The sequence below is a fragment of the Streptomyces sp. NPDC039430 genome, from assembly GCF_055639435.1.
The window spans coordinates 34330-59514 of sequence record NZ_JBVKAK010000010.1; the positions used below are offsets into that span (position 1 = coordinate 34330).

The window sequence follows — 25185 nt, forward strand, 5'->3', positions numbered from 1 at the left end:
AGCGTCTGAATGGCCGGTAACGGCGACATGACGTGAAGGGAAGCGGGGTGGGGCTCCCCGGGGGCGGTGTACCGCCTCCGGGGAGCCCCACCGTAGCCGTGGGTGAGCCGGTGGCCACGGGTGGGGGCCGTAACCGGCGCCCGGCCCTCAGCCCCGGCGCCCGGCCCTCAGCCCCGGCGCCGGGCCCTCAGCTCCGGCGCCCGGCCGCCGGTTCCGTCTCCCGCCCGGCGTCAGGCGTGGCTGCGGCGCAGCACCCGGAAGGCCGCGAAGACGACCACGGCGGCCACGACCAGCACGATCCCGGTCTCCATGAGCTGGAGCGGCCAGAAATGGGAGGCGGGGTGGTAGTCGGTGAAGTGCTTACTGCCTTCGTGCAGGCTCTGGCACGGGGACGACGACCAGCCCGTCGTCACGCATTCCTCACGGGTCATCCGCGCGCCCGAGGCCAGGATGACGCCGTCCTGGAGCGTCCAGGCCAGGTCGGGGAGGCGCCCGTCGCCCGTGACGGTCTCGATGGGCCACAGATACGGGCGCACATACGTGATCATGGCGATCATGGCCCCGCCCACGGCGAGCGCGGTGGCAGACATCGCCAGGACCGTACGGCGCACCAGCAGCCCGGCGAGCGCGCCGAGCGCGATGCCGAGGAGGCCGTACGCGACGGGCAGCGGGCCGATCCCGGCGAAGCCGAGCCTGTCGTACCAGTAGACGGTGTACACGCCCTCGGGCCCCTGGAACCTGGACCAGCGGTAGAGGATCACCAGCGCCGTACCGCCGACGACCGTCCACACCACGGGAGCCGCCAGCTTCGCCACGAGCCAGCGGGCGGGGGAGACGGACTGGGTCCAGGCGAGCTTGTACGTCCCGGACTCCAGCTCCCTGCCGATCACCGGACCCGCGACGAAGGCGCCGACTATCCCGGGGAGCGCGAACAGCAGGGCGCCCGTGTTGCTGAGCCACTGGTGGAACGCGTACTGGGTGTCGAAGAAGCCCCGTACGGTGTCCCCGCAGTCGGCCGTGGTGACCTGGATGGAACAGCCCGTTCCGGCGAAATCACCCACCGCGCTCGTCGCGAGGTACCGCTGGTAGAGCAGGATCACGGCGGTCAGTACGAGGAGGGCGGTCCCCGCCCACAGCACGCGGCGGTGCTGGCGTACGGCGACCCAGACCGGGCCGCGCAGGGTCGGCGCGCTCATGCCGCCACCGCCGTACGGCCGAGCTCGCCGTTGCCGTTTCCGTCGCCGTCGCCGTGGGGCGGTTCGGCGCTCGGGGTGAGCAGGACGGGCGCGTCCGGGGAGCGCAGATGTGCCAACAGCAGCTCCTCCAGGGAGGGTTCGGTGATCTGCCAGCTGCTGTCCAGCGGTCCGTCCGGCCGGATCAGCGCCGTACGTCCGCGCCCCGCCGTACGGGACTCGACGACCGTGTGCGGCGCCAGGTCGTCCAGATCCCGTGCCGCTCCGCTCACCAGCAGGTGCGCGGTGAGGATGTCCTCCACCTCGCCCCCGAGCCGCACCCGGCCGCCGTCCACCAGCAGCAGATAGTCGCAGGCGTCGGCCAGTTCCGTGAGGATGTGCGAGGAGATCACGACGGTGGTGCCGTGTTCCTCCGCGGTGGCCATCAGAGCGCCCATCAGCTGATGGCGCGCCAGCGGGTCGAGATCCGCCATCGGCTCGTCCAGCAGCAGCAGCGCGGGGCGTTTGCCGAGCGCGAGGGCGAGCGCGACGCGAGTGCGCTGGCCGCCGGAGAGCGAACGGACCCGCAGGCCGTGATCGAGCGCGCCCACCTGCCCGCCGCCCTCGATGATCCGCTCGGCCGCCGCCGCGTCCCAGCGCTCCGGGTTCAGCTCGCGGCCCATGCGCAGCGTCTCGCCGACCGTCAGCTGCGGGTACAGCGGCTTGTCCTGGGCGACGTACGCGAGGTGCGCGCGGGCGTCGGACGGTGCCGCGCCCAGGACTCGTACGTTCCCCTCGGTGGGGGCGAGCAGCCCGGCCGCGTGGGCGAGCAGCGTCGATTTGCCGGCGCCGTTGGGGCCGACGAGGGCGCAGACGCGCCCTGCGGGTACGCGGAAGGAGCAGCCGCGCAGCGCCCAGTGCTCGCGTCGTCCCACCCCCGCGAAGCGTTTGCCGAGGCCGGTCGCCTCGATCGCCGCGACAGTCATGCGTGGTCCCCCTTGATGCGCTCGGTGCGTGTGATGTCTTCGGTGCCGTTGGTGCCGTTGGTGCCCTTGGCGTGCTTGGGGCGTTCCTCGAAGCGCTCCTCGACCACGGAGGTGAAGAGCGCGGTCACGTCGTCCTTGTCGAGCCCGCCGGCGTGGGCGCGGTCCGCCCAGGCGGCCAGCTCGGCGCGCAGCGCGCTGTCGGCGGAGCCCCGGCCGAGGGTGCCCCGTACGAACGTGCCGAGGCCGCGCCGCCCTTCGGCCAGCCCCTCGCGCTCCAGCTCGCGGTACGCCTTGAGGACGGTGTTGGGGTTGATGGCGGTGGCCGCCACCACCTCGCGTGCGGTGGGCAGCTTGTCGCCGGGCTCCAGCAGGCCGAGGCGCAGGGCCTGTTTGGTCTGCTGGACGATCTGGAGGTAGGTGGCCACCCCGCTGCGCCGGTCGATGCGGTATTCGATCACCCGCAACCACCCTTTCACTAGGCAAGTAGTGAAAGGGTGGCGTAAGAGAAGGGGCGGCGTCAAGCGCGCCGCCCCTCGACTCCCCTTGTCCGTCGGTTCAGGACTCCGTGCGGTACATCAGGTCGACCTCGTGCGTGCTGAAGCCGAGCCGCTCGTACACCGTCACCGCCGCCGTGTTGTCCGCGTCCACGTAGAGCATCGCGGTCGGCAGACCCTGCGCCGCCAGATGCCGCAGCCCGATCGCGGTAAGCGCCTTGCCGAGGCCGCCGCCCTGCGCGTCGGGCCTGATGCCGAGGACATACACCTCACCGAGCTGCTCCCCGGCGTGCACCTTGGTCCAGTGGAAACCGATCAGTTCGCCGTCGCGCTCGGCCAGGAAGAAGCCCTTCGGATCGAACCACGGCTCGGCGAAACGGTCGTCCAGGTCCCGCTGGGTCAGCGCGCCCTGCTCGGGGTGGTGGGCGAAGGCGGCGGCGTTGACCGCGAGCCACGCCGCGTCGTCCTGACCGGGGACGAACGTACGGACGGTGACCCCGGCGGGCAGCACCGGCTCCGGGATCGCGGGCGGGACCAGCGGCCTCCGCAGCTGGCGCAGTTCACGGAACAGGGTCAGCCCGAGCACCTGGGCCAGATGCCGCGCGGCCGACCTGCCGCCGTGCGCCCACACCCGCAGCCGCTTCCCGGACGCGCCGAGCAGCGCCGCGCCCAGCGCCCGCCCGTGGCCACACCCCCGGCATCCGGGGCGCACGACCAGCTCGGCGGCCGGGGCCTCGATGGGATCGGTGTCCTCCAGCTGCGCGTACCCGACGAGTTCACCGTCCACGGTCAGCAGGAAGTGCCGTACGCCCTCCCGGTGCCCGCCGCGCAACTGGAGCCGGCCCTGCTCGGAGACGGCCTGCACCTCGTCCGAGGCTGCGGCCTCCGCCAACAGGGCGAGTACGTCTTCGGCTTGCTCGGGGGTGAGCGCGTCGAGGGTCTGGATCTGCCGGCCGGGCTCGCGGGCTACTGCGTCAGTCATGGGTCGAGGGTACGGCGGGGGCGCGGCGGGGGGCGTATGGTCCGGGCGGTACGGCGCAGGGTCCGCGCGGGTACGGCGCAGGGTCCGCGCGGGTACGGCGTACGGTCCGCGCGGGCGTGCGGTGGGCGCGGGGACGGCGTATGGTCCGGGTCGCGACAGCTGCCGCACCCGCAACGGCAACCAGCTCGTAACCCGGTACCCCCTGTCGTGCTACGCGCGTTGACTCTAGGCTGCGGCTCGCGGGGCTTCCTTACACTCCGCGCCTTTTCACCCCCCTCACGCTTCACCTCTCATATCGCACGCTGAATTCACCAAGGGGATCGATGTCAGCGACACCGCAGAAGAACCGCGCGGCACGGCGGGTGCTCGCCGCTGCCGCAGGTCTGGCCACCGTCGGCGCACTCTTCGCCGCGATGCCGACCGCCACCGCCACCGAGGCCGGTAACGGCAAGGGGCACGGCCAAGGCCACGGCTCGCACAAGCCGAGCACCGTTGACGTACAGCTTCTTTCCTTCAACGACCTGCACGGCAACCTGGAGGCGCCCGCGGGCTCCGCCGGGACGGTCACCGAGAAGCAGGCCGACGGTACGACCAAGGCGATCCCCGCCGGTGGTATCGAGTACCTCGCGACCTCGCTGCGCAACGCCCGCAAGGGCAACGCGTACTCCGTCACCGCGGCGGGCGGCGACATGGTGGGCGCGAGCCCGCTGCTGTCCGGCCTCTTCCACGACGAGCCCACCATCGAGGCGCTCAACAAGATCGACCTCGATGTCACGACCGTCGGCAACCACGAGTTCGACGAGGGCGCCGTCGAGCTGGCCCGCCTGCAGAACGGCGGCTGCCACCCGACCGAGGGCTGCTACGAGAAGGGGAAGAAGTTCAAGGGAGCCGACTTCCCGTACCTCGCGGCCAATGTGACGTCGGAGAAGACCGGCAAGCCGGTCCTCAAGCCGTACACGGTCTGGAAGAAGAACGGCGTCAAGATCGGCTTCATCGGAGTGACCCTGGAGGGCACGCCGAACATCGTGACCGCCGAGGGCGTCAAGGGACTCAAGTTCCACGACGAGATAGAGACGGTCAACAAGTACGCCAAGGAACTGGACCGGCAGGGCGTCAAGTCGATCGTCGCGCTGATCCACGAGGGCGGATCGCCCGCGTCCACCGCGTACAACTACGACTGCGACAGCCCGGGGGCCGGTGACGGCATCTCGGGTCCGATCACCGAGATCGCCAAGGGCATCACGCCGCAGGTCGACGCGCTGGTCACCGGCCACACGCACCAGGCGTACGTCTGCACGATCCCGGACCCGTCCGGGAAGCCGCGACTGGTCACGTCGGCCTCGTCGTTCGGCAAGCTCTACACGGACACCACGCTCACCTACGACCGTCGCACCAACGACATCGTGCGTACGAGCGTGGAGTCGGCGAACCACATCGTCAGCCGCGAGCAGCCGAAGGCGGCGGACATGACGTCGCTGATCGGGCGCTGGAACAAGCTGGCCGCGCCGATCGCCAACGCCCCGCAGGGCTTCATCTCCGCGGACATCAACGGCCGCGGCGCGACGAGCCCGGAGTCGCCGCTCGGCGATGTGATCGCGGACGCGCAGCTCGCGGGCACGGCACCGGCGGACAAGGGCGGCGCGCAGCTCGCCTTCATGAACCCGGGCGGGATCAGGTCGGACCTGGTCTACAAGGCGTCGGGCAGTGAGGGCGACGGCGTGGTGACCTACGGCGAGGCGTTCACGGTCCAGCCGTTCACCAACATGATGAACGTGGTGGACCTGACCGGCGCCCAGCTGATCACGGCGCTCCAGCAGCAGGTCAGCGGTGTGAACGAGGCGTCCCCGAAGATCCTTCAGGTCTCGAAGGGCTTCACCTACACCCTGGACATGACGAAGACGGGCGCGGCCCGGATCGTCACGGACTCGGTGAAGCTGAACGGCGCGGCGATCGACCCGGCGAAGACGTACCGCGTCGCGATGAACGAGTTCCTCGGCGGCGGCGGCGACGGCTTCCCGGCCCTGGGCCAGGGCAAGAACAAGCTGGTCGGCCCGTCGGACCTGGACCTCTTCAACGCCTACCTGGCGGCGAACTCCACGGCCCAGGCGCCGCTGGCCCCGCCGGCCGCGAACAGGATCACGATCCTGAAGTAGCGGTACGGGCAGGGATATAAGGGTTACAGGGGTTACAGGGGTAACGTCGGCGGACTTACCCGTTCAGAGGGCGGTGGGCGACAGGCTCACCGCCCTTTGGCGTGCGGGGGGGGGAGTGGGGCGGCGGGGCTCCGGCTTGGCGGGCTGGTGTGGGTGGGTGGGTGGTTGGGATGCATGCCCCGCTGGTCCGGGAGGGTTCTTTGTCTGCGGGTCAGGACCGAGAGGTAACCGTGGTGACCCGGGGGGTGTGGTGTCGGGTGGGGGCCGCCCCTTGGGTTTCAGTGTCGCGGCTCCGGGCCGGGCGTCAAGGGCGCTCCTAACGTCGCGTCGGCTGCGCCGATTCCGCTTCGCTCCACCCTTGACCCCCGCCCCTCCACCGCAAGTGCAGCTTTGAGGGGGGCGGCCCGGGGGAGGGGTCCCCGGGGAAGCACCCATGTTCCCGGGCTCCGGTTGCCGACCGCAGGTCGGTGGGCCCTGCGGGGCTGCGCAGCAGTGGAGTGGGGCGGCCCGGCACCGGCTCAGCGGGCTGATGTGAGTGGGTAGTTGGGGCGCATGCCCCGCTGGTGAGGGCCCATTGTTGGCTGCTTCTGTAGGCCGGGGCGGATGGAAGCGGCCACCCGCCCCTAATGTCCCAGTTTGGCGGGCCTTTTGGGGGGTCCTGCGACTGGTCATGCGTCCTGGTGCCAGCTAACCGGGCCCCCTGGCGTTCCATGGCTCTCTGGCCGGCGCACTGCCGTCTGCTGGCGCGCGGAGTGGAGTGGGGTGGCCTGGCACCGGCTTGGCGAGCCTGCGTGGGTGGATAGTTGGGGCGCATGCCCTGCTGGTGAGGGCCCATTGTCGGCTGCACCTGTAGCCCAAGGCGGACGAGACCCGCAGCTTGCCCCTCTATGCCCCAGTTTGGCGGGCCCCTTGGGGGGTCCTCGGACCGGTGATGCGTCCTGCGACTACTTCACCTGGCACCACGACACATCACGGCCCCCCAGAGGCCCACTCGGGGCCTCCCCAGTCACACCCGCCCCACCACCCACACATCGTCACCAACGGGGCATGAATCCCCGCCACCCACCGGGGTCAGCCCGCTAAGCCGGGGCCGGGCCGCCCCACTCCACTGCTGCGCCCCGGCAGGCGGCGGTGTGCTGGTCAGAGGGCCGTGGAATGCCAGGGGCCCGGTTAGTCGGCATCAGGACGCATGACCAGTCGCAGCACTTCCCGAGAGGCCCGCCGAACTGGGGCATAGGGGGCAAGCTGTGGGTCTCGTCCGCCTTGGGCGACAGGAGCAGCCGACAATGGGCCCTCACCAGCGGGGCATGCGCCCCAACTACCCACTCACATCAGCCCGCTGAGCCGGTGCCGGGCCGCCCCACTCCACTTCTGCGCAGACCACCCACCGGGCGGCGGTCGGCAATGGACCGGGCCCCACCCACGGATCCCCTCCGGGGACCCCTCCCCCCGGGCCGCCCCCCTCGAAGCTGCACTTGCGGTGCAGGGTTGGGTGTCAAGGGTGGAGCGAAGCGGAATCGGCGCAGCCGACGCGACGGAGGAGCGCCCTTGACGCCCGGCCCGGAGCCGCGAAACTGAAACCTCAGGGGCGGCCCCCACCCGCCATGATCAATTCCGGGTCACCACGGTTACCTCTTGGTCCTGACCGGTCGTCGAAGAACCCTCCCGGACCAGCGGGGCATGCATCCCAACCACCCACCCACACCAGCCCGCCGAGCCGGAGCCCCGCCGCCCCACTCCACCCCCGCGCAGCCCCGCGCAGCCCCGCAGGGCCCACCCACTACCCCCCGGTCTTGGTTCCTGGCTCGATCGCCGTCAGTCCCACCACCGCCGCATGCAGCAGGCGTGTCAGGCGTGGTGTGAAATCCATGGCCGCGTGGGCCAGGCGGGCGTCCTCTCGGTAGAGCTTGGCCAGGGTTTCCGGTGGGTGCGAGATCTGCCAGAGAGACTGCGCCAGCGCCATGGACGTCGTCACGAGGTCGAGCGCGGCCTCCCTGCTGAGGTCCGGGAGCGCGGTGGCCAGCGTTTCCGCGATGTCCTGCGCCGCCGTCACGGCGCTGAGCTTGAAGGCGTGCACCACGTCGGCGGAGACCGCCCGTTCCAGACTGAGTGGAGCGTGGGCCAGCAGGTCGCAGAAGAGCGGCCGCTCGCCGAGCGTGTCCGCCAGTGTCGTCGCCAGGCCGGACGGGGTGACCGCCGCGCCGGTACCGAGCCGGTTCCGTAGAGCCTCGGCCCACTCCCGCCAGCCCTCCTCGGCGAGCCGCAGGAAGATCTCCTCGCGCGATTCGAAGTACCTGCGTACGGCGGACACGTGCACGCCGGCGCTGGTGGCGATCTCGGTCAGGGTCACCGCTCGCACGCCCTCGTCGCGCGCCAGCCGGCGGGCGGCGTCAAGGAGATCGTCGGCGCGCTGTCGCTTTCGCTCCGGGGTGCGGGCCCGCTGGAAGCCGGGCTCAATGGTTTCCATGCCCTCACCCTACGGGGGTCGCGTAACGCAAGCGGAATGCGTTATGGTTTTAACGCAAGCGTCATGCGTTATTGCGGAAGACTTGACGATGAAGGAGAGCGGCATGTCCGAGCAGGAGCAGCAGCAGGTCTGGTTCATCACCGGCGCTTCCCGGGGGCTGGGACTCGCCCTCGCGGAAGAGGCCCTGGCGGCCGGCAAGCGCGTCGTCGCGACCGCGCGCCGTACCGAGACGCTTTCCGGGCTGGTCGACACGTACGGGGACCGCGTTCTGCCCGTGGCCCTGGACGTCACCGACCAGGCGGGGGCCGAGAGCGCCGTACGCCGTGCCGTCGAGCGCTTCGGGCGGATCGATGTCGTCGTGAACAACGCCGGTTACGCCAATATGGCGCCCATCGAAGAGGTCACCATGGATGACTTCCGCGCGCAGGTGGAGGCCGTGTTCTTCGGTACGGTCCTCGTCACCAAGGCCGCCCTGCCGGTCCTGCGCCGCCAGGGCAGCGGTCACGTCATCCAGATCGCCTCCATCGGCGGCCGGATCACCGCGCCGGGTCTGGGCGCCTACCAGAGCGCCAAATTCGCCGTCGAGGGCTTCTCCGGCGTACTCCGGCAGGAAGTCGCGCCGCTGGGTATCAAGGTGACCGTGGCCGAGCCCGGCGGCATGCGTACCGACTGGGCCGGTTCGTCCATGGAGGTGCCGGCCTTCGACGACGCCTATCGGCCGACCGTCGGCGCCATGACCGAGCGCCTGCGCGCAGGCAGCGGCAAGGAGCCCATCGACCCCGTCAAGGCCGCCCGCGCCCTGATCGACATCGCCGACGAGGACGAGCCGCCGCTGCATCTGCTCCTGGGGCGCGACGCCCTCCAGTACGGCACCGCCGAGCTGGAGCGGACCAGCGCCGAGGACAAGCGCTGGGCCCATGTCGCCACTTCAGTCGACTTCGAGGACTGAACAAGAGGACTGAACAAGAGGACTGAACAAAGAGGGCTGAGCGAGAGGGCTGACGGAGCGCCGCTGACAGGAGGGGGCACTGACAGGAGGGGGCACTGACAGGAGCGCCGCCGGGGGGTACGAAGGGCTGACAGCGGAACCGCCCCCGCTGCCCCCGCCGCCCCGACGCCCCGCCGCCCCGCCCCCCTCAGCTCCAGTCGAACGTCAGCAGCGCCAGCCGGTCGACCGGCTCGAAGAACAGCAGGATCCAGTCGGCGCCGCTGCGCCGGTAGTGCCAGCCCGGCACCGCCGCCACGAACCGGAACGGGTTTCCGGCCTGGCTCACCGGCCACGCGCGGTCCTCGTCGAATTCGAGCCGGAACAGGTCGGGATCCGCCCAGTTGCCCTGGTCGGCGTAGCCGCCGAGCTGGTCGAGCAGCGCCACCCCGTCGGTCGCCCCGTACAGCGGTGCCCCGTCGTCGTCCCGCATGAACAGCCGGCCCTCGCGCCGGAACGCGTCCCGGTGGGTCCGGTAGCTGCGCTCCTGGGTCTCGCAGTGCTCGTCGAGCGCGGCGCGGAACCCCGGCCAGGGCTCCGGCACCTCCTCGGGGGTGGTCGCCCGCGCGAAGTACCGTACGTCGCCGAGCAGCCGGTACCGGTCGTCCTCCAGCGCGAACCCGAGCCAGTTGGGTGTCTGCAGTGCGGAGTGGAAGTCCCGGGTGTGGTCGCCGAGATAGCCCTCAGCCGGTTCCAGCGGGCTGACCAGATGGATCCACCCGTGCCAGGCCGGGTCGACCTGCGCGAGGTCGATCGAGATCAAGGGGTGCAGATGCCGGGCCAGTCCGACCTGGTCGGCGACGAACACGTCCGCGGGTTCCGGGTAGACCCGTAGGCTCGGGCCGGCCGTCACGACGCCCTCCCGCATCCGGGACCCTCCGCCGTCCGCCCCGGCCGGTAACTCTTCCACGGATATTCGACGCCCCTCCCGCGATCACCGATCAAATGATGATCAACCTTAGCGTCCGGCCGCGCACTGTTCCTTGCGTGTCGTGTACCGGTCATAATCCGAGGGCTGACCCCCCACGCCCGACGGAGGCACCCTCGTATGAGCACGTCCATAAACACGCCCCTAGGCACGCCCAAGAGCCCGCGTACGAGCCCGCGTACGAGCGCGGGTACGAGCGCGGGTATGAGCCCGCGCACGGGCGTGAGCGCCGGTACGCGCCGGGGCTTTCTGGCCGGCGCGTTCGCTGTTTCCGCCGCTGCCCTGATCGGTGCGGCCCCGGCCGTGGCCGCACCGCGGCGCGCGTTCGCCACGTACGACTGGATGGGCGGCTTCGCCGACTCCACCCCCGTACAGCGGCTGACCATCCCCGGCACGCACAACGCCGGCGCGCGCGTCGGCGGTCTCTACGTGGCCTGTCAGGACACCAGCATCGCCCAGCAGCTGAACAGCGGCGTCCGTTTCCTCGATGTCCGCTGCCGGGCGTTCGAGAACGCGTTCACCATCCACCACGCCGCGTTCTACCAGAACCTGAACTTCGACGATGTGCTGAACGCGTGCCGGGACTTCCTCCGGGCCAACCCCTCCGAGACCGTCCTGATGCGCGTCAAGCAGGAGTACTCCGGCGAGAGCGACGCGGAGTTCCGGCGGATCTTCGACACCTATCTCGACGGCAAGGGCTGGCGCTCCCTCTTCCGGCTCGACGGCAATCTCCCGACCCTCGGCGAGGCGCGCGGGCGAGTCGTCCTGCTCGCGGACAACGGGGGACTGCCCGGTGTGCGGTACGGGGACTCCGGGCTCTTCGACATCCAGGACGACTACCAGGCGGAGCCCGGCGCCAAGTACCCCAAGATCGAGGCGCACTTCCGCAAGGCGGCCCAGCAGCCCGGGAAGATGTACATCAACTACGTCAGCACGGCGGCCCTGCTGCCGCCCCGCTGGAACTCCGACCGGCTGAACCCGCAGGTCCACACCTTCCTCGACGGAGCCGAGGCGAGTGGCTGGCGCGGGCTCGGGATCGTGCCGCTGGACTTCCCCGCCACCCGGCCGGGACTGGTCGAATCGCTCATCCGGCACAACGGCTGAGAACGAACGGCTGAGAACGAACGGGTGAGAACCAACGCCTGACGGCGCCCCCCCCGGGACCGGCCGCTCAGAAATCCCGGCTGCCGGTTCCGGGGGTCTCCGGCGGTGGCGTCGGCGCCCCCGGGATACGGATCGCCGCCACCGTCCCGCCCCCCGCCGCCTGGCGCAGCGCGATGTCGCCGCCCGTCTGCTGGACCGTACGCGCCACGATCGAGAGACCCAGCCCCGAGCCCGGCAGCGCGCGGGCCGACGGCGAGCGCCAGAACCGTTCGAAGACATGGGGCAGTTCGTCGGCCGGGATTCCCGGCCCGTGGTCCCGTACGGTCAGCTCGCCGTCCGCGCTCAGCAACACCTCCACCGAACCGCCGGACGGGCTGAACTTCACCGCGTTGTCGAGGACGTTGACCAGCGCCCGTTCGAGGGCGGCCGGCTCGGCCCGTACGTACCAGGGGTTCAGCTCCGCGCCGATGGCCAGATCGGGCCCGCGCAGCCGTGCCCGCTCCAGCGCGCTCTCCACGACGTCGTGCAGCGCGACGACCTGGAGGGGTCCCGGATCCGCGGCGTCCGGGCGCGACAGCTCCTGGAGGTCACCGATGAGCGCGGCCAGCTCGGTCATCTGCGCCTTGACGGACGCCATGAGTGCCTTGCGGTCGTCGGGCGGGATCGCCCGGCCCGTCTCCTCGCTGCGTGCGAGCAGCTCGATGTTCGTACGGAGCGAGGTGAGCGGGGTCCGCAGCTCGTGCCCGGCGTCGGCGATCAGCTGGGACTGCCGGTCCCGGGAGGACGCCAGGGCGGCGGTCATCGAGTTGAAGGAGCGGGACAGCCGCGCGATCTCGTCCTCGCCCTCGACGGGGATACGGACGGCGAGATCCTCGGTCCGCGCCACATGCTCGACGGCCCGGGTCAGCCCGTCGACGGGCCGCAGCCCGGACCTGGCGACCCAGAGCCCGGCCGCGCCCGCGCCGAGCACGCCGACACCGGCGACGGCGGTGAGCAGCAGGGCGAGCCGGTTCAGGGAGGCGTCGATCTCGGCGAGGGGACGGGACACGGTGACGGCGACCTGGGTGCCGGGCCGGTAGAGGGTGGCCCTGGTGAAGACGCGGACTTTGGCCCCACTGTCGGTGACGCTGTTGTGAAGCGAGTCACGCAGGGTGCCGGTGGCGACCGCCACATCCTGCGGCTGGACCTTCACAGGCTCCGAGTACGAGGCCACACAGCGGGTGCCGTCGCTCAGGACCACCTGGACATAGGCGAAGCCGGTCGTGTTCTCGGGGGTGGTCGGGGCGCCGCAGTTGTTGAGCGCGTCCTGCACCGCGGGCTGTTCGGCTCTGGTGTTCCTGAGCGAGTTGTCCAGCTCGCTCTCCAACTGCGTGCGTGTCAGCAGCCAGCACGCCACCGCCGCGACGGCGACCGCCACCGCGACCGCCGTGGCGACCAGCAGCGCGAGCCGGGAGCGGAGTGGCAGCGTACGGAGCCGGTGGAGCGGGCCCGTCGGACCGGTCACGCCGGGCCGCCCGACCGGGAGCCCGTTCCGGTGCCTGTCCCGAAGCCCGACCCGGAGCCTGTCCCCGTGCCCGTACCGAAGCCCGGAACCGCCCCGCCGCCCGCGCCGCCGCCCGTGCCGCCGCCCGACCCGGAGCCCGCCCCGCCGCCCGCGCCGCTTCCGCCGTCGGCGCGCAGCGCGTACCCCACGCCCCGCACTGTGTGGACCAGCCGGGGTTCGCCGCCGCTCTCCGTCTTCCTGCGCAGATACATCACATACACGTCCAGGGAGTTGGAGCTCGGCTCGAAATCGAAGCCCCACACCGCCTTGAGGATCTGCTCGCGGGTCAGTACCTGCCGCGGGTGCGCGAGGAACATCTCCAGCAGCGTGAATTCGGTACGGGTCAGCTCCACCCGCCGGTTCCCGCGCATCACTTCGCGTGTCGTCAGGTCCATCCGCAGATCCGCGAAGGCCAGCACGTCGTCCTCGGGCACCTCGCCGGCCGTGGCCGCCGCGTACGAGCTGCGCCGCAGCAGGGCGCGGATCCGGGCGAACAGTTCGTCCAGCTCGAAGGGTTTGACCAGGTAGTCGTCGGCGCCCGCGTCCAGCCCCGTGACCCGGTCACCGACCGTGTCGCGGGCCGTCAGCATCAGGATCGGCACCTTCGAACCGCTTCCCCGGAGCCTGCGGGCCGCCGTCAGACCGTCCATCCGCGGCATCTGGATGTCGAGGACGATCAGATCCGGATCGTAGGCGGCGGCCTTGCCGAGCGCGTCGATGCCGTCGACGGCGACCTCGGTCCCGTATCCGTCGAAGGCGAGGCTCCGCTGGAGGGCCTCGCGTACGGCGGGCTCGTCGTCGACGATCAGGATCCGCTGGGGATCGCCTTCGGCGGGACTCATGTCGCTGCTACCTCGTCAGTCGGCTCGGCGGAACGGTCGGGCATGGTCAACGGTCGCACGATGAGGGGGTGCGACCCGTGCTATCAGCGTCGCACGCCTCCCTCACGGTGGCTCGTGCCATGTTCCCGGGGGATCAGTCGGTGCCGCCGGAGCGCAGCGCCGCGAGGTCCGACTTGACGGTGTTGACCGGGATGGCGAAGCCCAGCCCCACGCTCCCGGCGTCGGAACCGCCGGCCGCGGAGGACGAACTCGGCGCGTACATAGCGGAGTTGATCCCGATGATCTCACCGTTCATATTGATCAGCGCGCCACCGGAGTTGCCCGGGTTGAGCGAGGCGTCCGTCTGGAGCGCCTTGTACGTGGTCTTCGAGGAGCCGGTGTCCCCGTTGAACTGCTGCCCGCCGAACTCGAACGGCCAGTTGCCGCCGCCGCGCTGCGGTTGCTGCTGCCCCTGCCCCTGCCCCTGACCCTGGTCCTGCTCCTTGGCCACGGTCACATCGCGGTTGAGCGCCGAGATGATGCCGCTGGTGACGGTGCCGGTCAGGCCCTCGGGCGAGCCGATCGCCACGACCTGATCGCCGACCTTCACCTGGTCGGAGTTGCCGAGCGTGGCCGTCTTGAGGCCGCTCGCGCCCTCCAGCTTGATCAGCGCGAGGTCCTTGTCCGCGTCGGTGCCCACGACCTGGGCGGTGTAGGTCTTCCCCGTGCTGAGCTGGACCTTTATCGAGGTGGCGCCGGCGATCACATGGTTGTTCGTGACGATCTCGCCGTCGGACGTGATGATCACGCCGGAGCCGGTGGCCTCACCGCCCGTGGAGGTCGCGTTGATCTCGACGATGGCGGGGGACACCGCCTGGGCGACGCCCGCCACGGTGCCCGCGCTGCTCTGCGAGACCGTCGTCCCGCTGACCGTCGTGCCGATGCTGTCCGTGCCGCCGCCGGTGTAGTTCCCGACCAGGGCCGCCGTACCGCCGCCGACGACCGCCGCGGCGAGCGCCACGGCGGCGAGCAGCGCCACGGGCCGCTTGGCGCGCCGGTGAGGGGTGGCGGTGACGGCAGCGGTGCCGTCACCGGGAACGGTGGGACCGTACGCGGGCGGCGGCGGGTACGCCGAGCCCTGGGACCCCTGGGTGGGGTGCTGCTGCGTGCTGTCTGTGTCGCCGCTGCCGCGGTAGTAGTCGGTCATGGGAACGACTGTCCGCGCCGCAGATGAGAACGAGCTGAGGACGTTCTGAGAAGGGCAACAAAAGCGCGTATGCCCCATATAAAGGCCGTGCGCCGGGCGAGTCGAGGCGGCTGCTTCTCGTGTCCCGCGACTCCGGCCACCGGTTCGACCGGGACCGATTCGGTCGGGACGGGGCGGGCCGGTGACCGGTCAACCTTCACAGACCAGCGCTTCCGCTCAGGAGCCATACCAATCTCCGCCGTCCGCCTCACCGGAACGCCACTGCGCCCACACCATCGGACGAAGACGCAGTGCGTCGCCGTCTGGTCGTGAGCTGTACGATCCCAGGCATACTGCTATTCGCGAAAAGCGGTAAGGTCGAGGTCGTGTCAGCAGCACAGGAGGACGTCATGAGCGCCGGCGAATGGGTCAGTACCTCGCTGCCGTATCTGACACCGCCAGGTAAGGGACAGCCCGACGCGTGGAGCGCGGAGCTGGCGGCTCGGGGCCGGCGGGGCGGTCAGCGGATCGTCGGTGCGGGCGAGGTGGCGGCGTCGGACGAGGTGGCCGGATTGCTCGGGGTCGCCGTAGGCGAACCGGTCGTTGTGCGGAGGCGGGTGATGCTCCTGGAAGACCTGCCCTGCGAGCTGACCGACACGTATTACCCCGCCTCCATCGCGCGCGGCACGCGTCTCGCAGGGACAGCGAAGATCCCCGGCGGAGCCGTCACCCTCCTCGCCGAGCTGGGGTACGTCGGTGTACGCGTCCGGGAGGACGTGACCGCCCGGATGCCCGCAGAGGAAGAGTGCGAAGCCCTGCGCGTCGAGCCGGGCGAGCCGGTGCTGCGCCTGACCCGGGTCACGCTCGACAAGGAGGACCGCCCCGTCCAGCTCGACAGAATGACCATGCCCGCACACCGGCAGCGACTGCGTTACGAGATGAGGATCGGATGACCGCCGTGACCGGGCCCGGAGAAGAAGCGGAAGAGAATGTGTACGATCGCCGGTCGCTCCATGAGCGGATCGCCGCCGATCTGCGTGATGAGATCATGACCGGCGATCTCGCTCCCGGGGCCAGGCTGCCGTCCACCGTGCGGCTCAAGGAGAGATTCGGCGCCTCGAACGCCACGGTGCAGAAGGCGCTGGGACTCCTCAAGGACGAGCGGCTGGTCGTCGGCCGTGCGGGTGCCGCCGTGACCGTACGGGAACACCGACAGCTGACCGTGCGCCCCGCCTCGACCATGGCCCCGGCCGATACCGGTGAACCGTATCGCTGGCTCGCCGAGACCGCGAAGTGTGGCGGAAAGGCCCGGAGCAAGCTCCTCGCCGTCGCCGAGATCACTCCGCCCGCGGATGTCTCGGCAGCCCTGCGCCTGCCCGACGGAGGTACGGCGCTGCTCCGCCACCAAGTGCTCATGCTCGATGACGAGCCGGTGGAACTGGTGCATGCCTACTACCCGTTGGGCATCGCCCGGGGTACCGCGCTGATGGAACACCGTCGGATCAAGGGCGGAACGCCCACTCTCCTGGCCGGACTGGGCTACGTGCCCCGGCTCAGCGTCGACCACGTCTCCGCCCGCATACCTACGCGTGCGCAGTACGAAGCACTCCGGTTGCCCGGCGATCTGCCGGTGCTGCGGACGCTGCGCGTGGTGTACGCCGACGACGAGCAGCCCATCGAGGCCACGGTGATGGTCAAGGCGGGGCACCTGTACGAGCTGCGGTACGAGTTCACGCCCGAGTGACCGCCGGCGGCTGGCTGGTGGCCGGGCCCCGACCGCTTACGCGCAGCCGCAGGAGCGTCGCACGATCAGCGCCGACGGGAACTGCTTCACCCGTTCCCGTCGCGACCCCGCCACCCGCAGCCCGTCGTCCAGTACGAGATCCACCGCGGCCCGCGCCATCGCGGGCCGGTCCGAGGAGATCGTCGTCAGCGGCGGGTCCGTGAGCCCGGCTTCCTTGACGTCGTCGAAGCCCGCCACCGCCAGCTCGCCGGGGACGTCGATGCGCAGTTCACGGGCGGCTCGCAGCACGCCGATCGCCTGGTCGTCCGTGGAGCAGAAGATCGCCGGCGGGCGGTCCGGGCCCGACAGCAGCTCCAGCGCGACCTGGTACGCGTCGTACCGGTTGTAGAGCGCCCGGAAGAGGCGGCCCTCCACCGGCCGCCCGGCCTCCAGCATCGCCCGTCGCCAGCCCTCGACGTGGTCGGTCACCGGGTCGCCGACGACCGGGGTGGACTCGACCCCGCCGAGGCAGGCCACGTACGGATGGCCGTGCTCCAGCAGATGGCGGGTGGCGAGCTGGGCGCCGCCGATGTCATCCGTGACGACCGCCACGTCGTCGATGCCCTCGGGCCGCTCGTGCAGCAGCACGACCCGGGCGTCCCAGGCCTCTATCTCGGCCGCCGCGCGCTCGCTCGGGCCCTGGCTGACCAGGATCAGCCCCGACACCCGCATGCCCAGGAAGGCCCGCAGATAGTGGACCTCCCGCTCATTGCGGTAGTCGGAGTTGCCGACGAGCACCATTTTCCCGCGCTCGGCCGCGGCCTGTTCGACCGCGTGCGCCATCTCCGCGAAGAAGGGCTGTCTCGCGTCCGGCACGACGACCCCTATGAGGTCGGTACGCCGCGAGGCCATCGCCTGGGCGACCCGGTCGGGCCGGTACCCCAGCTCCTTGATCGCGGCGACCACCCGCTCGCGCGTGGCCGGGGCGACCGGCCTCGGTCCGTTGTTGATGACATAGCTGACGACGGCGGTGGACGTACCCGCCAGTCGTGCCACATCGTCCCGCGTCACCTTGGCCACGCGCGGAGTCTACGCGTGGTGACCTACCGCTTGGCAGGTCGCACGGCACTTTCTTGTGTGGCGTCCAGTTGGGCGGCCCTGTCGTCGCCCCGGTGCGCCTCGGCTTTCTCGTGCCGCGGCTCGGGGTGGGCACCGTTGCGGGACCCGTTGCGGGAAGGCTCCTCGGCGGCGTTCGCCCGGGTCGTCTCCTCGGCGGCGTTCGCCCGGTCGGCCTTGTCCGAACCGCGCTCGCCCTTCTCCGGGGTGACGAAGCGGTAGCCGACGTTCCGTACGGTCCCGATCAGCGACTCGTGCTCGGGGCCGAGCTTCGCGCGCAGCCGCCGTACGTGGACGTCGACCGTCCGCGTACCGCCGAAGTAGTCGTAGCCCCAGACCTCCTGGAGCAGCTGGGCCCGGGTGAAGACCCGGCCGGGGTGCTGCGCGAGGTACTTGAGCAGCTCGAACTCCTTGAAGGTCAGGTCCAGGACCCGCCCCTTGAGCTTCGCGCTGTACGTCGCCTCGTCGACCGACAGATCGCCGTTGCGGATCTCCATCGGGGAGTCGTCGGTCGAGATCTGCTGCCGGCCCATCGCGAGCCGCAGCCGGGCCTCGACCTCGGCGGGCCCCGCCGTGTCGAGCAGTACGTCGTCGATGCCCCAGTCCGCGGTGACGGCGGCGAGGCCGCCCTCCGTCACGACGAGGATCAGCGGGCAGCCCGGTCCGGTGGACCGGAGCAGCTGGCAGAGCGACCGCACCTGCGGAAGGTCGCGCCGGCCGTCGATGAGAATGACATCGGCACCAGGGGTGTCGACGAGAGCGGGCCCTTCGGCGGGAGCCACCCGCACGTTGTGGAGCAGCAGTCCAAGAGCCGGCAGCACCTCCGTCGAGGGCTGGAGTGCGTTGGTCAGAAGCAGCAGAGAACTCATCGCCGCCCACCTGCCTCGGCCGGACTGTTGTCATACACGGTTCGCTTGCCCATTACGTCGGTTCCTCCTCGGTCCCTGCGAGGACGTATGCGGCACTGCTTGGTCCTGCGTGGTGCCGGTCGCGGATCCCTCGCCCTGAGGCCGCGGCCGTGATGTCCGTGTCTTCCGTCTGTGTCATCTGTCTGTAACAACGGACGGGAAACACAAAAGGACCCGGGGGCTACATTGCCCGGATCCTCTTCGCAGCAGAATAACCCACATGTGCTCGGCGACAGAGGGTCAATCCCGCAGATCACCAGATTCCCCGGGTGCCCGGGGCACCCGGCGCACGGTCCTCAGGACCGCGGACGGGGTCCCCATCGAGGCGGTGTACGAGCCGTGTACGGCGGGTTTCGGGCAGGATTTCCGGGCGGGCGGCGGGACCGCGATCGTGCTCGCACATGGGTTCACCGGATCAGTCGACGGGCCGGCCGTACGACGGGCGGCGCGGGCGTTCGCGCAGCGTGCGGCCGTCGTCACCTTCTCGTTCCGCGGGCACGGCCGTTCGGGCGGGCGCTCGACGGTCGGCGACCGCGAGATCCTCGATCTGGCGGCGGCCGTGGAATGGGCCCGCGCGCTGGGCCATGCGCGTGTCGCGACCGTCGGCTTCTCCATGGGCGGCTCCGTGGTGCTGCGCCATGCCGCGTCGCACAGGGGGCGCACAGGTGCGCGGACCGACGCCGTGGCCGCCGTGAGTGCCCCCGCGCGCTGGTACTACCGGGGAACGGCCCCGATGCGGCGCCTGCACTGGGTGGTGACGCGGCCCCTGGGGCGGCTGGTGGGCCGCTACGGATTGCATACACGTATCCATGACCGGCAGTGGGACCCGGTGCCGCTCTCCCCGGTCGAGTCCGTCCCGCTGATCGCGCCGGTGCCGCTGCTCGTCGTCCACGGCGACCGCGACCCGTACTTCCCGCTGGACCACCCCCGCGCGCTGGCCGGAGCCGCGGCGCCGGGCGCGGCCGAACTATGGCTGGAGCCGGGCATGGGGCACGCCGAGAACGCCGCCGACGACGCGCTGCTGGCCCGTCTCGGGGAGTGGCTGACGGAGGCGCGCGGGCCGTCGGCCATCATGGGAGCCGACGAAAGGAGCGCCGCCATGGCATCGGGCACGATCCGCTACTGGGCCGCGGCCAAGGCCGCCGCGGGCACCGCGGAGGAGCCGTACGCGGCGGACAACCTGGCGGACGCGCTGGCCGCCGCGCGGGTGAGGCACCCGGGCGAGCTGGTCCGCGTACTCCAGAGGTGTTCCTTCATCGTCGACGGTGACCCCGTGGGGACCCGCGGGCATGAGACCGTACGGCTTGCCGAGGGCGGCACGGTCGAGGTGCTCCCGCCGTTCGCAGGAGGGTGAACCGCAGCATATGAGCGACGACGATCAGCAGTATCGGTACGGTCAGGGCGGGTACGGGGACCGGGGCCAGGGGCACGGCCAGGGCCAGGGGCGTAGCGAGGGCCAGGGCCAGGGGGCGTACGGGGACCAGATCGGGAACCAGGCCCCGTACGACCAGTACGGGCGCCCGCGGCAGCCGTCCTACGGCGCGGACGGGGCGTACCAGGATCCGGGCGCCTCGCAGGGCTGGGCCGAGCCCCAGTACCGGCCGGAGGCCCACCAGGAGCCCGCCGCGCAGACGTGGGAAGGCCAGACCTGGGACACCCAGTACCAGCCGCACGTCCAGTCGCAGGGCCAGCCCGTTCAGCCACAGCCCGTTCAGCCACAGCACGTCCAGTCGCAGGGCCAGTACGTGCAGCCGCAGGGCCAGTACCACCCTTCGCAGCAGGGCCAGGCCCACGGCCACGGGTATCAGCAGCAGCAGCACCAGCACCAGCACCAGCAGGCCGCTGCCGCCGACACCGCGTATCTGCCGCCGCAGGGCGCCTATCCGCTTCCTCCGGAGGTGCCGTCGGGGTCGTCGCCGGGGATGCCGTCGCCCGCCGCCTCGGCGCCGTACGCGCCCCAGGCTCCCGCCCCGGCCGCCGCGGCTCCCGTCACCCCGGCTCCCGGGACCACCCCTCCCGGCTCCGCCGACGGCTACAGCGCGCCCACCACCATGGGCAACGCCCGCATCACCGACGCCCAGCGCGCCCGTGCCGAGGGCCGCTCGCCGATCATCCCGCCGGGCATCCAGCCCGCCGGGCTGACCGCTCTGCTCGGCCTGCTGCTGGCCGGCGGCGCGGCGATCGGGCCGTACGCGCTGCTCGTCCCGCTCGTCCTGCTCCAGGCCGTCACGGCGGCCGGCTGGTTCCGGCTGAACGGGATGTGGCCGGCCAGGCAGGGCATCGCGCTCGCCTTCCTCGGCGGGATCACCGCCGATGTCGTTCTGCTCGCGGCGGGCAAGGAGCACGCCCCCGCCGCGATCATCGGCACGCTCGGTGTGTGGGTGCTGCTGGTCGTCGTCCTGCAACTGCGCAGCCGCGCGAGCTCCGACGAGCGGATGACGGGCCTGATGGCCACCGTCGCCTCGGCCGCGCTCGCCATCCTCGCCACCGGCCATCTCGCGGCCCAGCCGGACGCGGTGGCGGTCGGTGGGGTCGCGGTCGCCGCGGCCACCGTGGCCCGTGCCCTTCCGCTGCCGGGGTTCGTCTCCGTCGTGGTGGCCCTGCTGGCCGGCGCGGGCGCCGGGATCGTGGCGGGCGGGATGACGGACCTGGGCAGCCAGGGCGCGCTGCTGGGGCTCGGCGCGGGGGTCTGCGCGCTGGTCGGGCTGCGCGCGGCGAGCTACGACTATCCGTCCCGTTTCGTGCACATGACCGCCGGAGTGGCGCTGCCGCTCACGGCGGCCGCCCCCGCCGTCTATCTGCTGGGCCGCGTGCTGGCCTGAGCCGGAGCCTGCCCCTGGGCCCGGCCGCCCAGGGGCATGACCGCTCGGGCCCGATGGGGTCCGAGCCGCGCGTGACGCACGGCCGGGCGGGGCGCGGCGGGGAACCGTACGGGCGCGCCGGACGTCGATCAGTCCGAGAAGCGGCCCACCCGACTGGCGTTACGCTCACGGTCGTCAGGGGGCAGAACCGATCAAGGTGGGGGTCACGGAACCATGCGCGCACTGCGAATACTGCTGATATTCGTCGTGATCTTCGGCGGACTGTTCGTCGCCGCGGACCGGGCGGCGGTGTACTTCGCCGAGAGCGAGGTCGCCGACCGCGTCAGGTCGAGCGCTGGACTGAGCTCCCAGCCCGACGTCTCCATCAAGGGCTTCCCCTTCCTGACCCAGGTCCTCGGCACCTCGATCGACGAGGTGGAGATCGGCCTCGACGGCGTCAACGCCACGGCCGACGGCCACGCGGTCCGGGTGACCCAGGTGAAGGCGGAGCTGAAGGACGTCAAGATCGACAGCAGTTTCTCGTCCGCCGTCGCGGGACAGGCCACCGGCTCGGCGCGCATCTCGTACGCGGACCTCGCCAAGTCGGCGCCGAAGGGCGCGACCGTCGGTTACGCCGGGGCCGAGCGGGCGGCGAAGGGGCAGGTCAAGCTCTCGGGGTCGCTGACGGACGTGCTGGAGGGCGCGGGCATCGAGATCCCGGACACCGTCAAGGCCCTGCTGGGCACCCGGAGCGTCACGGCGTACAGCACGGTGACGCTGGACGGCGGTGACACGGTCCGGCTGAAGGCCGCGTCCCTTCCCGAACTGCCCGTGCCCGGCATGGACGAGCAGGTGCGTGAGGTGATCGATTACGACCTCAAGATCGACGGACTGCCGTCGACCGTCAAGCTCGACCAGGTCACGGCGGCCGAGGACGGTCTGCACTTCTCCGGCGCCGGGACGGACATCTCCCTCACCGGCTGACCGCGGGCCGGCCGCGAGCGCGCCGGCCACGACCACGACCACGACCGCGACTGCGAGCGTGCCGGTCGCGACTGCGAGCGCGCCGGCCCGAGCGCCCCGCCGCCCCGGGCCTGAAACGGCTGACCGTGAGCTGCGGGTTAGCGGGCTCCGGACGGCGGGTAACCGGATGGTGAGACGTCGGCGTCCGTCCCTCAGATGACAGCGGGACGCCGACCCCCGGCCGGTCGGCGGACACCGCCCCGACCATAGGATCGTCTCGCTTTCTGGACGATCGAGTCTCAGCATGTGACACACCGGTGACATGTCCGCCGGGACGTCCCTACGATCGGACGTATGAAGCAACAGGCGGACTTCACGAAGCGGCGGGCAGTTGACCTGTGCCGCGTCGCCGCCATGCTCTGTCGCACCGTCTGAGCGGGACATTCGCGTCCCGTTTCCCCGCCGGGCCCTTCGAGTCTCTCAGGGCCACTCGCGCGCCGTACGCAGGCCGGGCCCCGTGCCAGGAAGCCGTGGCGGCGGCCGCGCCCCCACCTCGCAGCACCCCGCCGCACACTGCCCCGGAGGAGAACAGCATGAGCCGCAGCGACGTCCTGGTAGACGCCGACTGGGTCGAGGCCCACATCGACGACCCGAAGGTGGTCATCGTCGAGGTCGACGAGGACACCTCGGCCTACGACAAGAACCACATCAAGAACGCTGTCAGGATCGACTGGAAGAAGGACCTCCAGGACCCGGTCCGCCGTGACTTCGTCGACCAGGAGGGCTTCGAGAAGCTCCTGTCGGCCAAGGGCATCGCCAACGACGACACCGTCATCCTCTACGGCGGCAACAACAACTGGTTCGCGTCCTACGCCTACTGGTACTTCAAGCTGTACGGGCACGACTCCGTGAAGCTTCTCGACGGCGGCCGCAAGAAGTGGGAGCTGGACTCCCGCGACCTGGTCGACGCCGTCCCGACGCGCGCCGCCACCACGTACAAGGCCAAGGCCCAGAACACCTCGATCCGCGCCTTCCGTGACGACGCGGTCGCCGCGATCGGCACGCAGAACCTGGTCGACGTGCGCTCGCCCGACGAGTTCAGCGGCAAGCTGCTCGCTCCGGCGCACCTCCCGCAGGAGCAGTCGCAGCGTCCGGGCCACATCCCGACCGCGCGCAACATCCCGTGGTCCAAGAACGCCAACGACGACGGCACCTTCAAGTCGGACGACGAGCTGAAGGAGCTGTACGCCGAGGAGCAGGTCGACCTGACCAAGGACACCGTCGCGTACTGCCGTATCGGCGAGCGCTCCGCGCTCACCTGGTTCGTGCTGCACGAGCTGCTCGGTGTCGAGAACGTCAAGAACTACGACGGCTCGTGGACCGAGTACGGCTCGCTCGTCGGTGTGCCGATCGAGCTCGGCGCCAACAAGTAATCACGCCCCGACCCGGAGGACTGAACAGTATGTGTGGAGCACAGGCCGGCGGCCCCGACGCTTCGACGATCAAGCCCGGCGAGACCACCATCCAGGGTTCCGTGACCCGTGACGGCGAGCCCGTCACCGGTTACGTACGCCTGCTGGACTCGACCGGAGAGTTCACCGCGGAGGTCCCGACGTCGGCGACCGGCCAGTTCCGCTTCTACGCTGCCGAGGGCACCTGGACGGTGCGCGCCCTCGTGCCGGGCGCGACGGCGGACCGTACGGTCGTCGCGCAGACCGGGGGCCTCTCCGAGGTCGCGATCGCGGTCTGAGCTCCGCTCTTCCGACGGGGAGGGCCGCACCTCACGGGTGCGGCCCTCCCCGCGGTGCGTGCCGTACGGCGGGGAGAGCCGGCGGATCCGGGCATCTCCGGGCATTCCCGGTCGTACACTGAGCACATGTACGCGCGACGCCGTCGTCGGTACTTTCTGCTCATGGGCGGATGCCTGGTCCTCTTCGTCTCCGCCTGGACCTTCGTGCGCGACTGGTCGGTACCGGCCGCCGTCGGTCTCTGCCTCGTCGCGATGCTCATCCCGCCGATGGCCGCGATCGTGGGCAACACCAAGGACAAGACCGACCACTGGTGGGACGATCCGCCCGAGGGCGAGCCGTCCGAGTCCGAGAAGTGGCTGGACGAGCTGGACCACAGAACGCGCCACGGGAAGCACCATGAGCGCCCGGGTGAGCAGCAGCGCGGAGCAGAGCAGGGGGAGGGGCAGGGCGGCAGACCGGACGGGAAGCCGCCGCCGGGTACCCGTGCCCCCGGAGCACGCCGTCAGTAGACGAGCGCCTGCACGCCGTCCGCCATGATCTCGCTGACGAAGACCTGCGCCCCGGCGATCCGTACCCCGTCGAGCACGTCCTTCTCCGTGATGTCCCGCCGGGCGGCGCACTGCGTGCACAGCGTGATCAGGCCCGCCGCCTGGATCGACTCGATGAGTTCGGGAAGCGGCGCGGAGTGCGGCAGCTCGAACTCCGCCGCCCGGCCGGGCAACGCGAACCAGGCGGACTCGCCGGTCAGCCACAACGAGACCTCCACGCCACTGGCCACGGCGACCGCCGCCACCGTGAAGGCCTGGGAGCAGCGCTCGGGGGCGTCGGCCCCGGCGGTCACCTTGATCACGAGCTTCTTCGCGGAGTGCATACGCGGCACTCTAATCCGCGCGGATACGACCACTTGCTCGTCACCCCGGGCGTTCCCGGGCGTCCCGGAGCGTCCCCGGGTGCCTCGGAGTACCTCGCCGAGAGGGCCCGGCCCCCACCCATTAGGCTGGGCCCGGCCCTTACCGCTCATTCCGCTCATCCGAGGAGCACTCCGTGCTTGAGGCTTTCTTCACTTCCCTGCTGGTCCTCGTCTGCGTCGGCGTGCTCGCCT

Annotated in this window: 22 protein-coding genes and 2 pseudogenes; 12 read left to right on the forward strand and 12 right to left on the reverse strand. The window is 71.0% G+C overall.

Translation table 11 applies throughout. From position 1 onward, the window contains the following. Positions 1 to 230: 230 nt before the first annotated feature. The 4 genes from ACZ7LS_RS24640 to mshD form a co-directional block, all read right to left on the reverse strand. A complete protein-coding gene (locus ACZ7LS_RS24640; RefSeq protein ID WP_382523793.1) occupies positions 231 to 1196 on the reverse strand; it encodes an ABC transporter permease in 966 nt (321 codons plus the stop codon). Then, the gene (locus ACZ7LS_RS24645; RefSeq protein WP_385136838.1) at positions 1193 to 2158 is read right to left on the reverse strand and encodes an ABC transporter ATP-binding protein; all 966 of its coding nucleotides are present in this window, start codon (positions 2156 to 2158) and stop codon (positions 1193 to 1195) included. Before ACZ7LS_RS24645 ends, ACZ7LS_RS24640 begins: the two co-directional genes overlap by 4 nt. Next, on the reverse strand, positions 2155 to 2616 hold the full coding sequence (locus tag ACZ7LS_RS24650) for a GntR family transcriptional regulator (protein WP_382874942.1): 462 nt from the start codon (positions 2614 to 2616) through the stop codon (positions 2155 to 2157). The genes ACZ7LS_RS24645 and ACZ7LS_RS24650 overlap by 4 nt, the downstream gene beginning before the upstream one ends. Positions 2617 to 2713: 97 nt before the next feature. Beyond that, positions 2714 to 3634, reverse strand: a complete 921-nt coding sequence (mshD, locus tag ACZ7LS_RS24655) for a mycothiol synthase (protein WP_385136839.1) — start codon at positions 3632 to 3634, stop codon at positions 2714 to 2716. 323 nt (positions 3635 to 3957) lie between these two features. On the opposite strand from mshD, the gene ACZ7LS_RS24660 reads away from it, so the two are divergent. Beyond that, positions 3958 to 5787, forward strand: coding sequence for a bifunctional metallophosphatase/5'-nucleotidase (locus tag ACZ7LS_RS24660; protein WP_382523804.1), 1830 nt, complete (start codon positions 3958 to 3960; stop codon positions 5785 to 5787). A gap of 1780 nt (positions 5788 to 7567) precedes the next feature. Here the strand turns inward: ACZ7LS_RS24660 and ACZ7LS_RS24665 are convergent. Then, the gene (locus ACZ7LS_RS24665; RefSeq protein ID WP_385135261.1) at positions 7568 to 8254 is read right to left on the reverse strand and encodes a TetR/AcrR family transcriptional regulator; all 687 of its coding nucleotides are present in this window, start codon (positions 8252 to 8254) and stop codon (positions 7568 to 7570) included. Between the two features lie 103 nt (positions 8255 to 8357). Here ACZ7LS_RS24665 and ACZ7LS_RS24670 point away from each other — a divergent pair, with 103 nt between their 5' ends. Next, positions 8358 to 9203, forward strand: a complete 846-nt coding sequence (locus ACZ7LS_RS24670; protein WP_382523809.1) for an oxidoreductase — start codon at positions 8358 to 8360, stop codon at positions 9201 to 9203. A gap of 187 nt (positions 9204 to 9390) precedes the next feature. On the opposite strand, the gene ACZ7LS_RS24675 is transcribed toward ACZ7LS_RS24670, so the two are convergent. After that, positions 9391 to 10092, reverse strand: coding sequence for a hypothetical protein (locus ACZ7LS_RS24675; protein ID WP_382667105.1), 702 nt, complete (start codon positions 10090 to 10092; stop codon positions 9391 to 9393). Between the two features lie 279 nt (positions 10093 to 10371). Here ACZ7LS_RS24675 and ACZ7LS_RS24680 point away from each other — a divergent pair, with 279 nt between their 5' ends. Next, a complete protein-coding gene (locus ACZ7LS_RS24680; RefSeq protein WP_385135313.1) occupies positions 10372 to 11271 on the forward strand; it encodes a phosphatidylinositol-specific phospholipase C in 900 nt (299 codons plus the stop codon). Between the two features lie 67 nt (positions 11272 to 11338). Here the strand turns inward: ACZ7LS_RS24680 and ACZ7LS_RS24685 are convergent, their stop codons facing one another. The 3 genes and pseudogenes from ACZ7LS_RS24685 to ACZ7LS_RS24695 all read right to left on the reverse strand — a co-directional run bounded on the left by ACZ7LS_RS24685 (position 11339) and on the right by ACZ7LS_RS24695 (position 14842). Continuing rightward, entirely contained in the window at positions 11339 to 12775 is a 1437-nt protein-coding gene (locus ACZ7LS_RS24685) for a sensor histidine kinase (RefSeq protein ID WP_385135264.1), read from the reverse strand. Positions 12776 to 12936: 161 nt separating this feature from the next. Beyond that, positions 12937 to 13656: pseudogene (locus ACZ7LS_RS24690) on the reverse strand (response regulator transcription factor); the annotation flags it as partial. A gap of 133 nt (positions 13657 to 13789) precedes the next feature. Then, a complete protein-coding gene (locus tag ACZ7LS_RS24695) occupies positions 13790 to 14842 on the reverse strand; it encodes a S1C family serine protease (protein WP_385135266.1) in 1053 nt (350 codons plus the stop codon). Between the two features lie 389 nt (positions 14843 to 15231). On the opposite strand from ACZ7LS_RS24695, the gene ACZ7LS_RS24700 reads away from it, so the two are divergent. Both ACZ7LS_RS24700 and ACZ7LS_RS24705 read left to right on the forward strand, forming a co-directional pair. Further along, the gene (locus ACZ7LS_RS24700; protein WP_385135315.1) at positions 15232 to 15774 is read left to right on the forward strand and encodes a GntR family transcriptional regulator; all 543 of its coding nucleotides are present in this window, start codon (positions 15232 to 15234) and stop codon (positions 15772 to 15774) included. Further along, a complete protein-coding gene (locus ACZ7LS_RS24705; protein WP_385135267.1) occupies positions 15771 to 16565 on the forward strand; it encodes a GntR family transcriptional regulator in 795 nt (264 codons plus the stop codon). Before ACZ7LS_RS24700 ends, ACZ7LS_RS24705 begins: the two co-directional genes overlap by 4 nt. A 36-nt stretch (positions 16566 to 16601) precedes the next feature. Here ACZ7LS_RS24705 and ACZ7LS_RS24710 read toward each other — a convergent pair whose 3' ends face one another. Together ACZ7LS_RS24710 and ACZ7LS_RS24715 are read right to left on the reverse strand one after the other, a co-directional pair. Next, complete coding sequence (locus tag ACZ7LS_RS24710; RefSeq protein WP_382523827.1) at positions 16602 to 17624, reverse strand: LacI family DNA-binding transcriptional regulator; 1023 nt, start codon at positions 17622 to 17624, stop codon at positions 16602 to 16604. A 23-nt stretch (positions 17625 to 17647) separates the two neighbouring features. Beyond that, positions 17648 to 18529, reverse strand: a complete 882-nt coding sequence (locus tag ACZ7LS_RS24715) for a response regulator transcription factor (RefSeq protein ID WP_385135269.1) — start codon at positions 18527 to 18529, stop codon at positions 17648 to 17650. A gap of 259 nt (positions 18530 to 18788) precedes the next feature. Between ACZ7LS_RS24715 and ACZ7LS_RS24720 the strand changes: the two are divergent. From ACZ7LS_RS24720 to ACZ7LS_RS24750, 7 genes and pseudogenes are all read left to right on the forward strand, one after another. Further along, a pseudogene (locus ACZ7LS_RS24720) lies at positions 18789 to 19622 on the forward strand (alpha/beta hydrolase); the annotation flags it as partial. Positions 19623 to 19667: 45 nt separating this feature from the next. Next, a complete protein-coding gene (locus tag ACZ7LS_RS24725) occupies positions 19668 to 19922 on the forward strand; it encodes a MoaD/ThiS family protein (protein ID WP_165840681.1) in 255 nt (84 codons plus the stop codon). Between the two features lie 10 nt (positions 19923 to 19932). Then, positions 19933 to 21390 (forward strand): hypothetical protein, encoded by a 1458-nt coding sequence (locus ACZ7LS_RS24730; RefSeq protein WP_385135271.1) that lies wholly within the window; start codon positions 19933 to 19935, stop codon positions 21388 to 21390. 213 nt (positions 21391 to 21603) lie between these two features. After that, entirely contained in the window at positions 21604 to 22353 is a 750-nt protein-coding gene (locus ACZ7LS_RS24735; protein ID WP_382667086.1) for an LmeA family phospholipid-binding protein, read from the forward strand. A gap of 572 nt (positions 22354 to 22925) precedes the next feature. Further along, on the forward strand, positions 22926 to 23765 hold the full coding sequence (locus tag ACZ7LS_RS24740; protein ID WP_129767972.1) for a sulfurtransferase: 840 nt from the start codon (positions 22926 to 22928) through the stop codon (positions 23763 to 23765). Positions 23766 to 23794: 29 nt separating this feature from the next. Next, a complete protein-coding gene (locus ACZ7LS_RS24745; RefSeq protein ID WP_093594878.1) occupies positions 23795 to 24082 on the forward strand; it encodes a DUF1416 domain-containing protein in 288 nt (95 codons plus the stop codon). Positions 24083 to 24208: 126 nt separating this feature from the next. Next, a complete protein-coding gene (locus ACZ7LS_RS24750; RefSeq protein WP_382523839.1) occupies positions 24209 to 24592 on the forward strand; it encodes a DUF3099 domain-containing protein in 384 nt (127 codons plus the stop codon). Here the strand turns inward: ACZ7LS_RS24750 and ACZ7LS_RS24755 are convergent. After that, the gene (locus tag ACZ7LS_RS24755) at positions 24586 to 24954 is read right to left on the reverse strand and encodes a DsrE family protein (RefSeq protein ID WP_030353446.1); all 369 of its coding nucleotides are present in this window, start codon (positions 24952 to 24954) and stop codon (positions 24586 to 24588) included. The two genes, ACZ7LS_RS24750 and ACZ7LS_RS24755, sit on opposite strands and share 7 nt — an antisense overlap. Positions 24955 to 25185 lie beyond the last annotated feature (231 nt).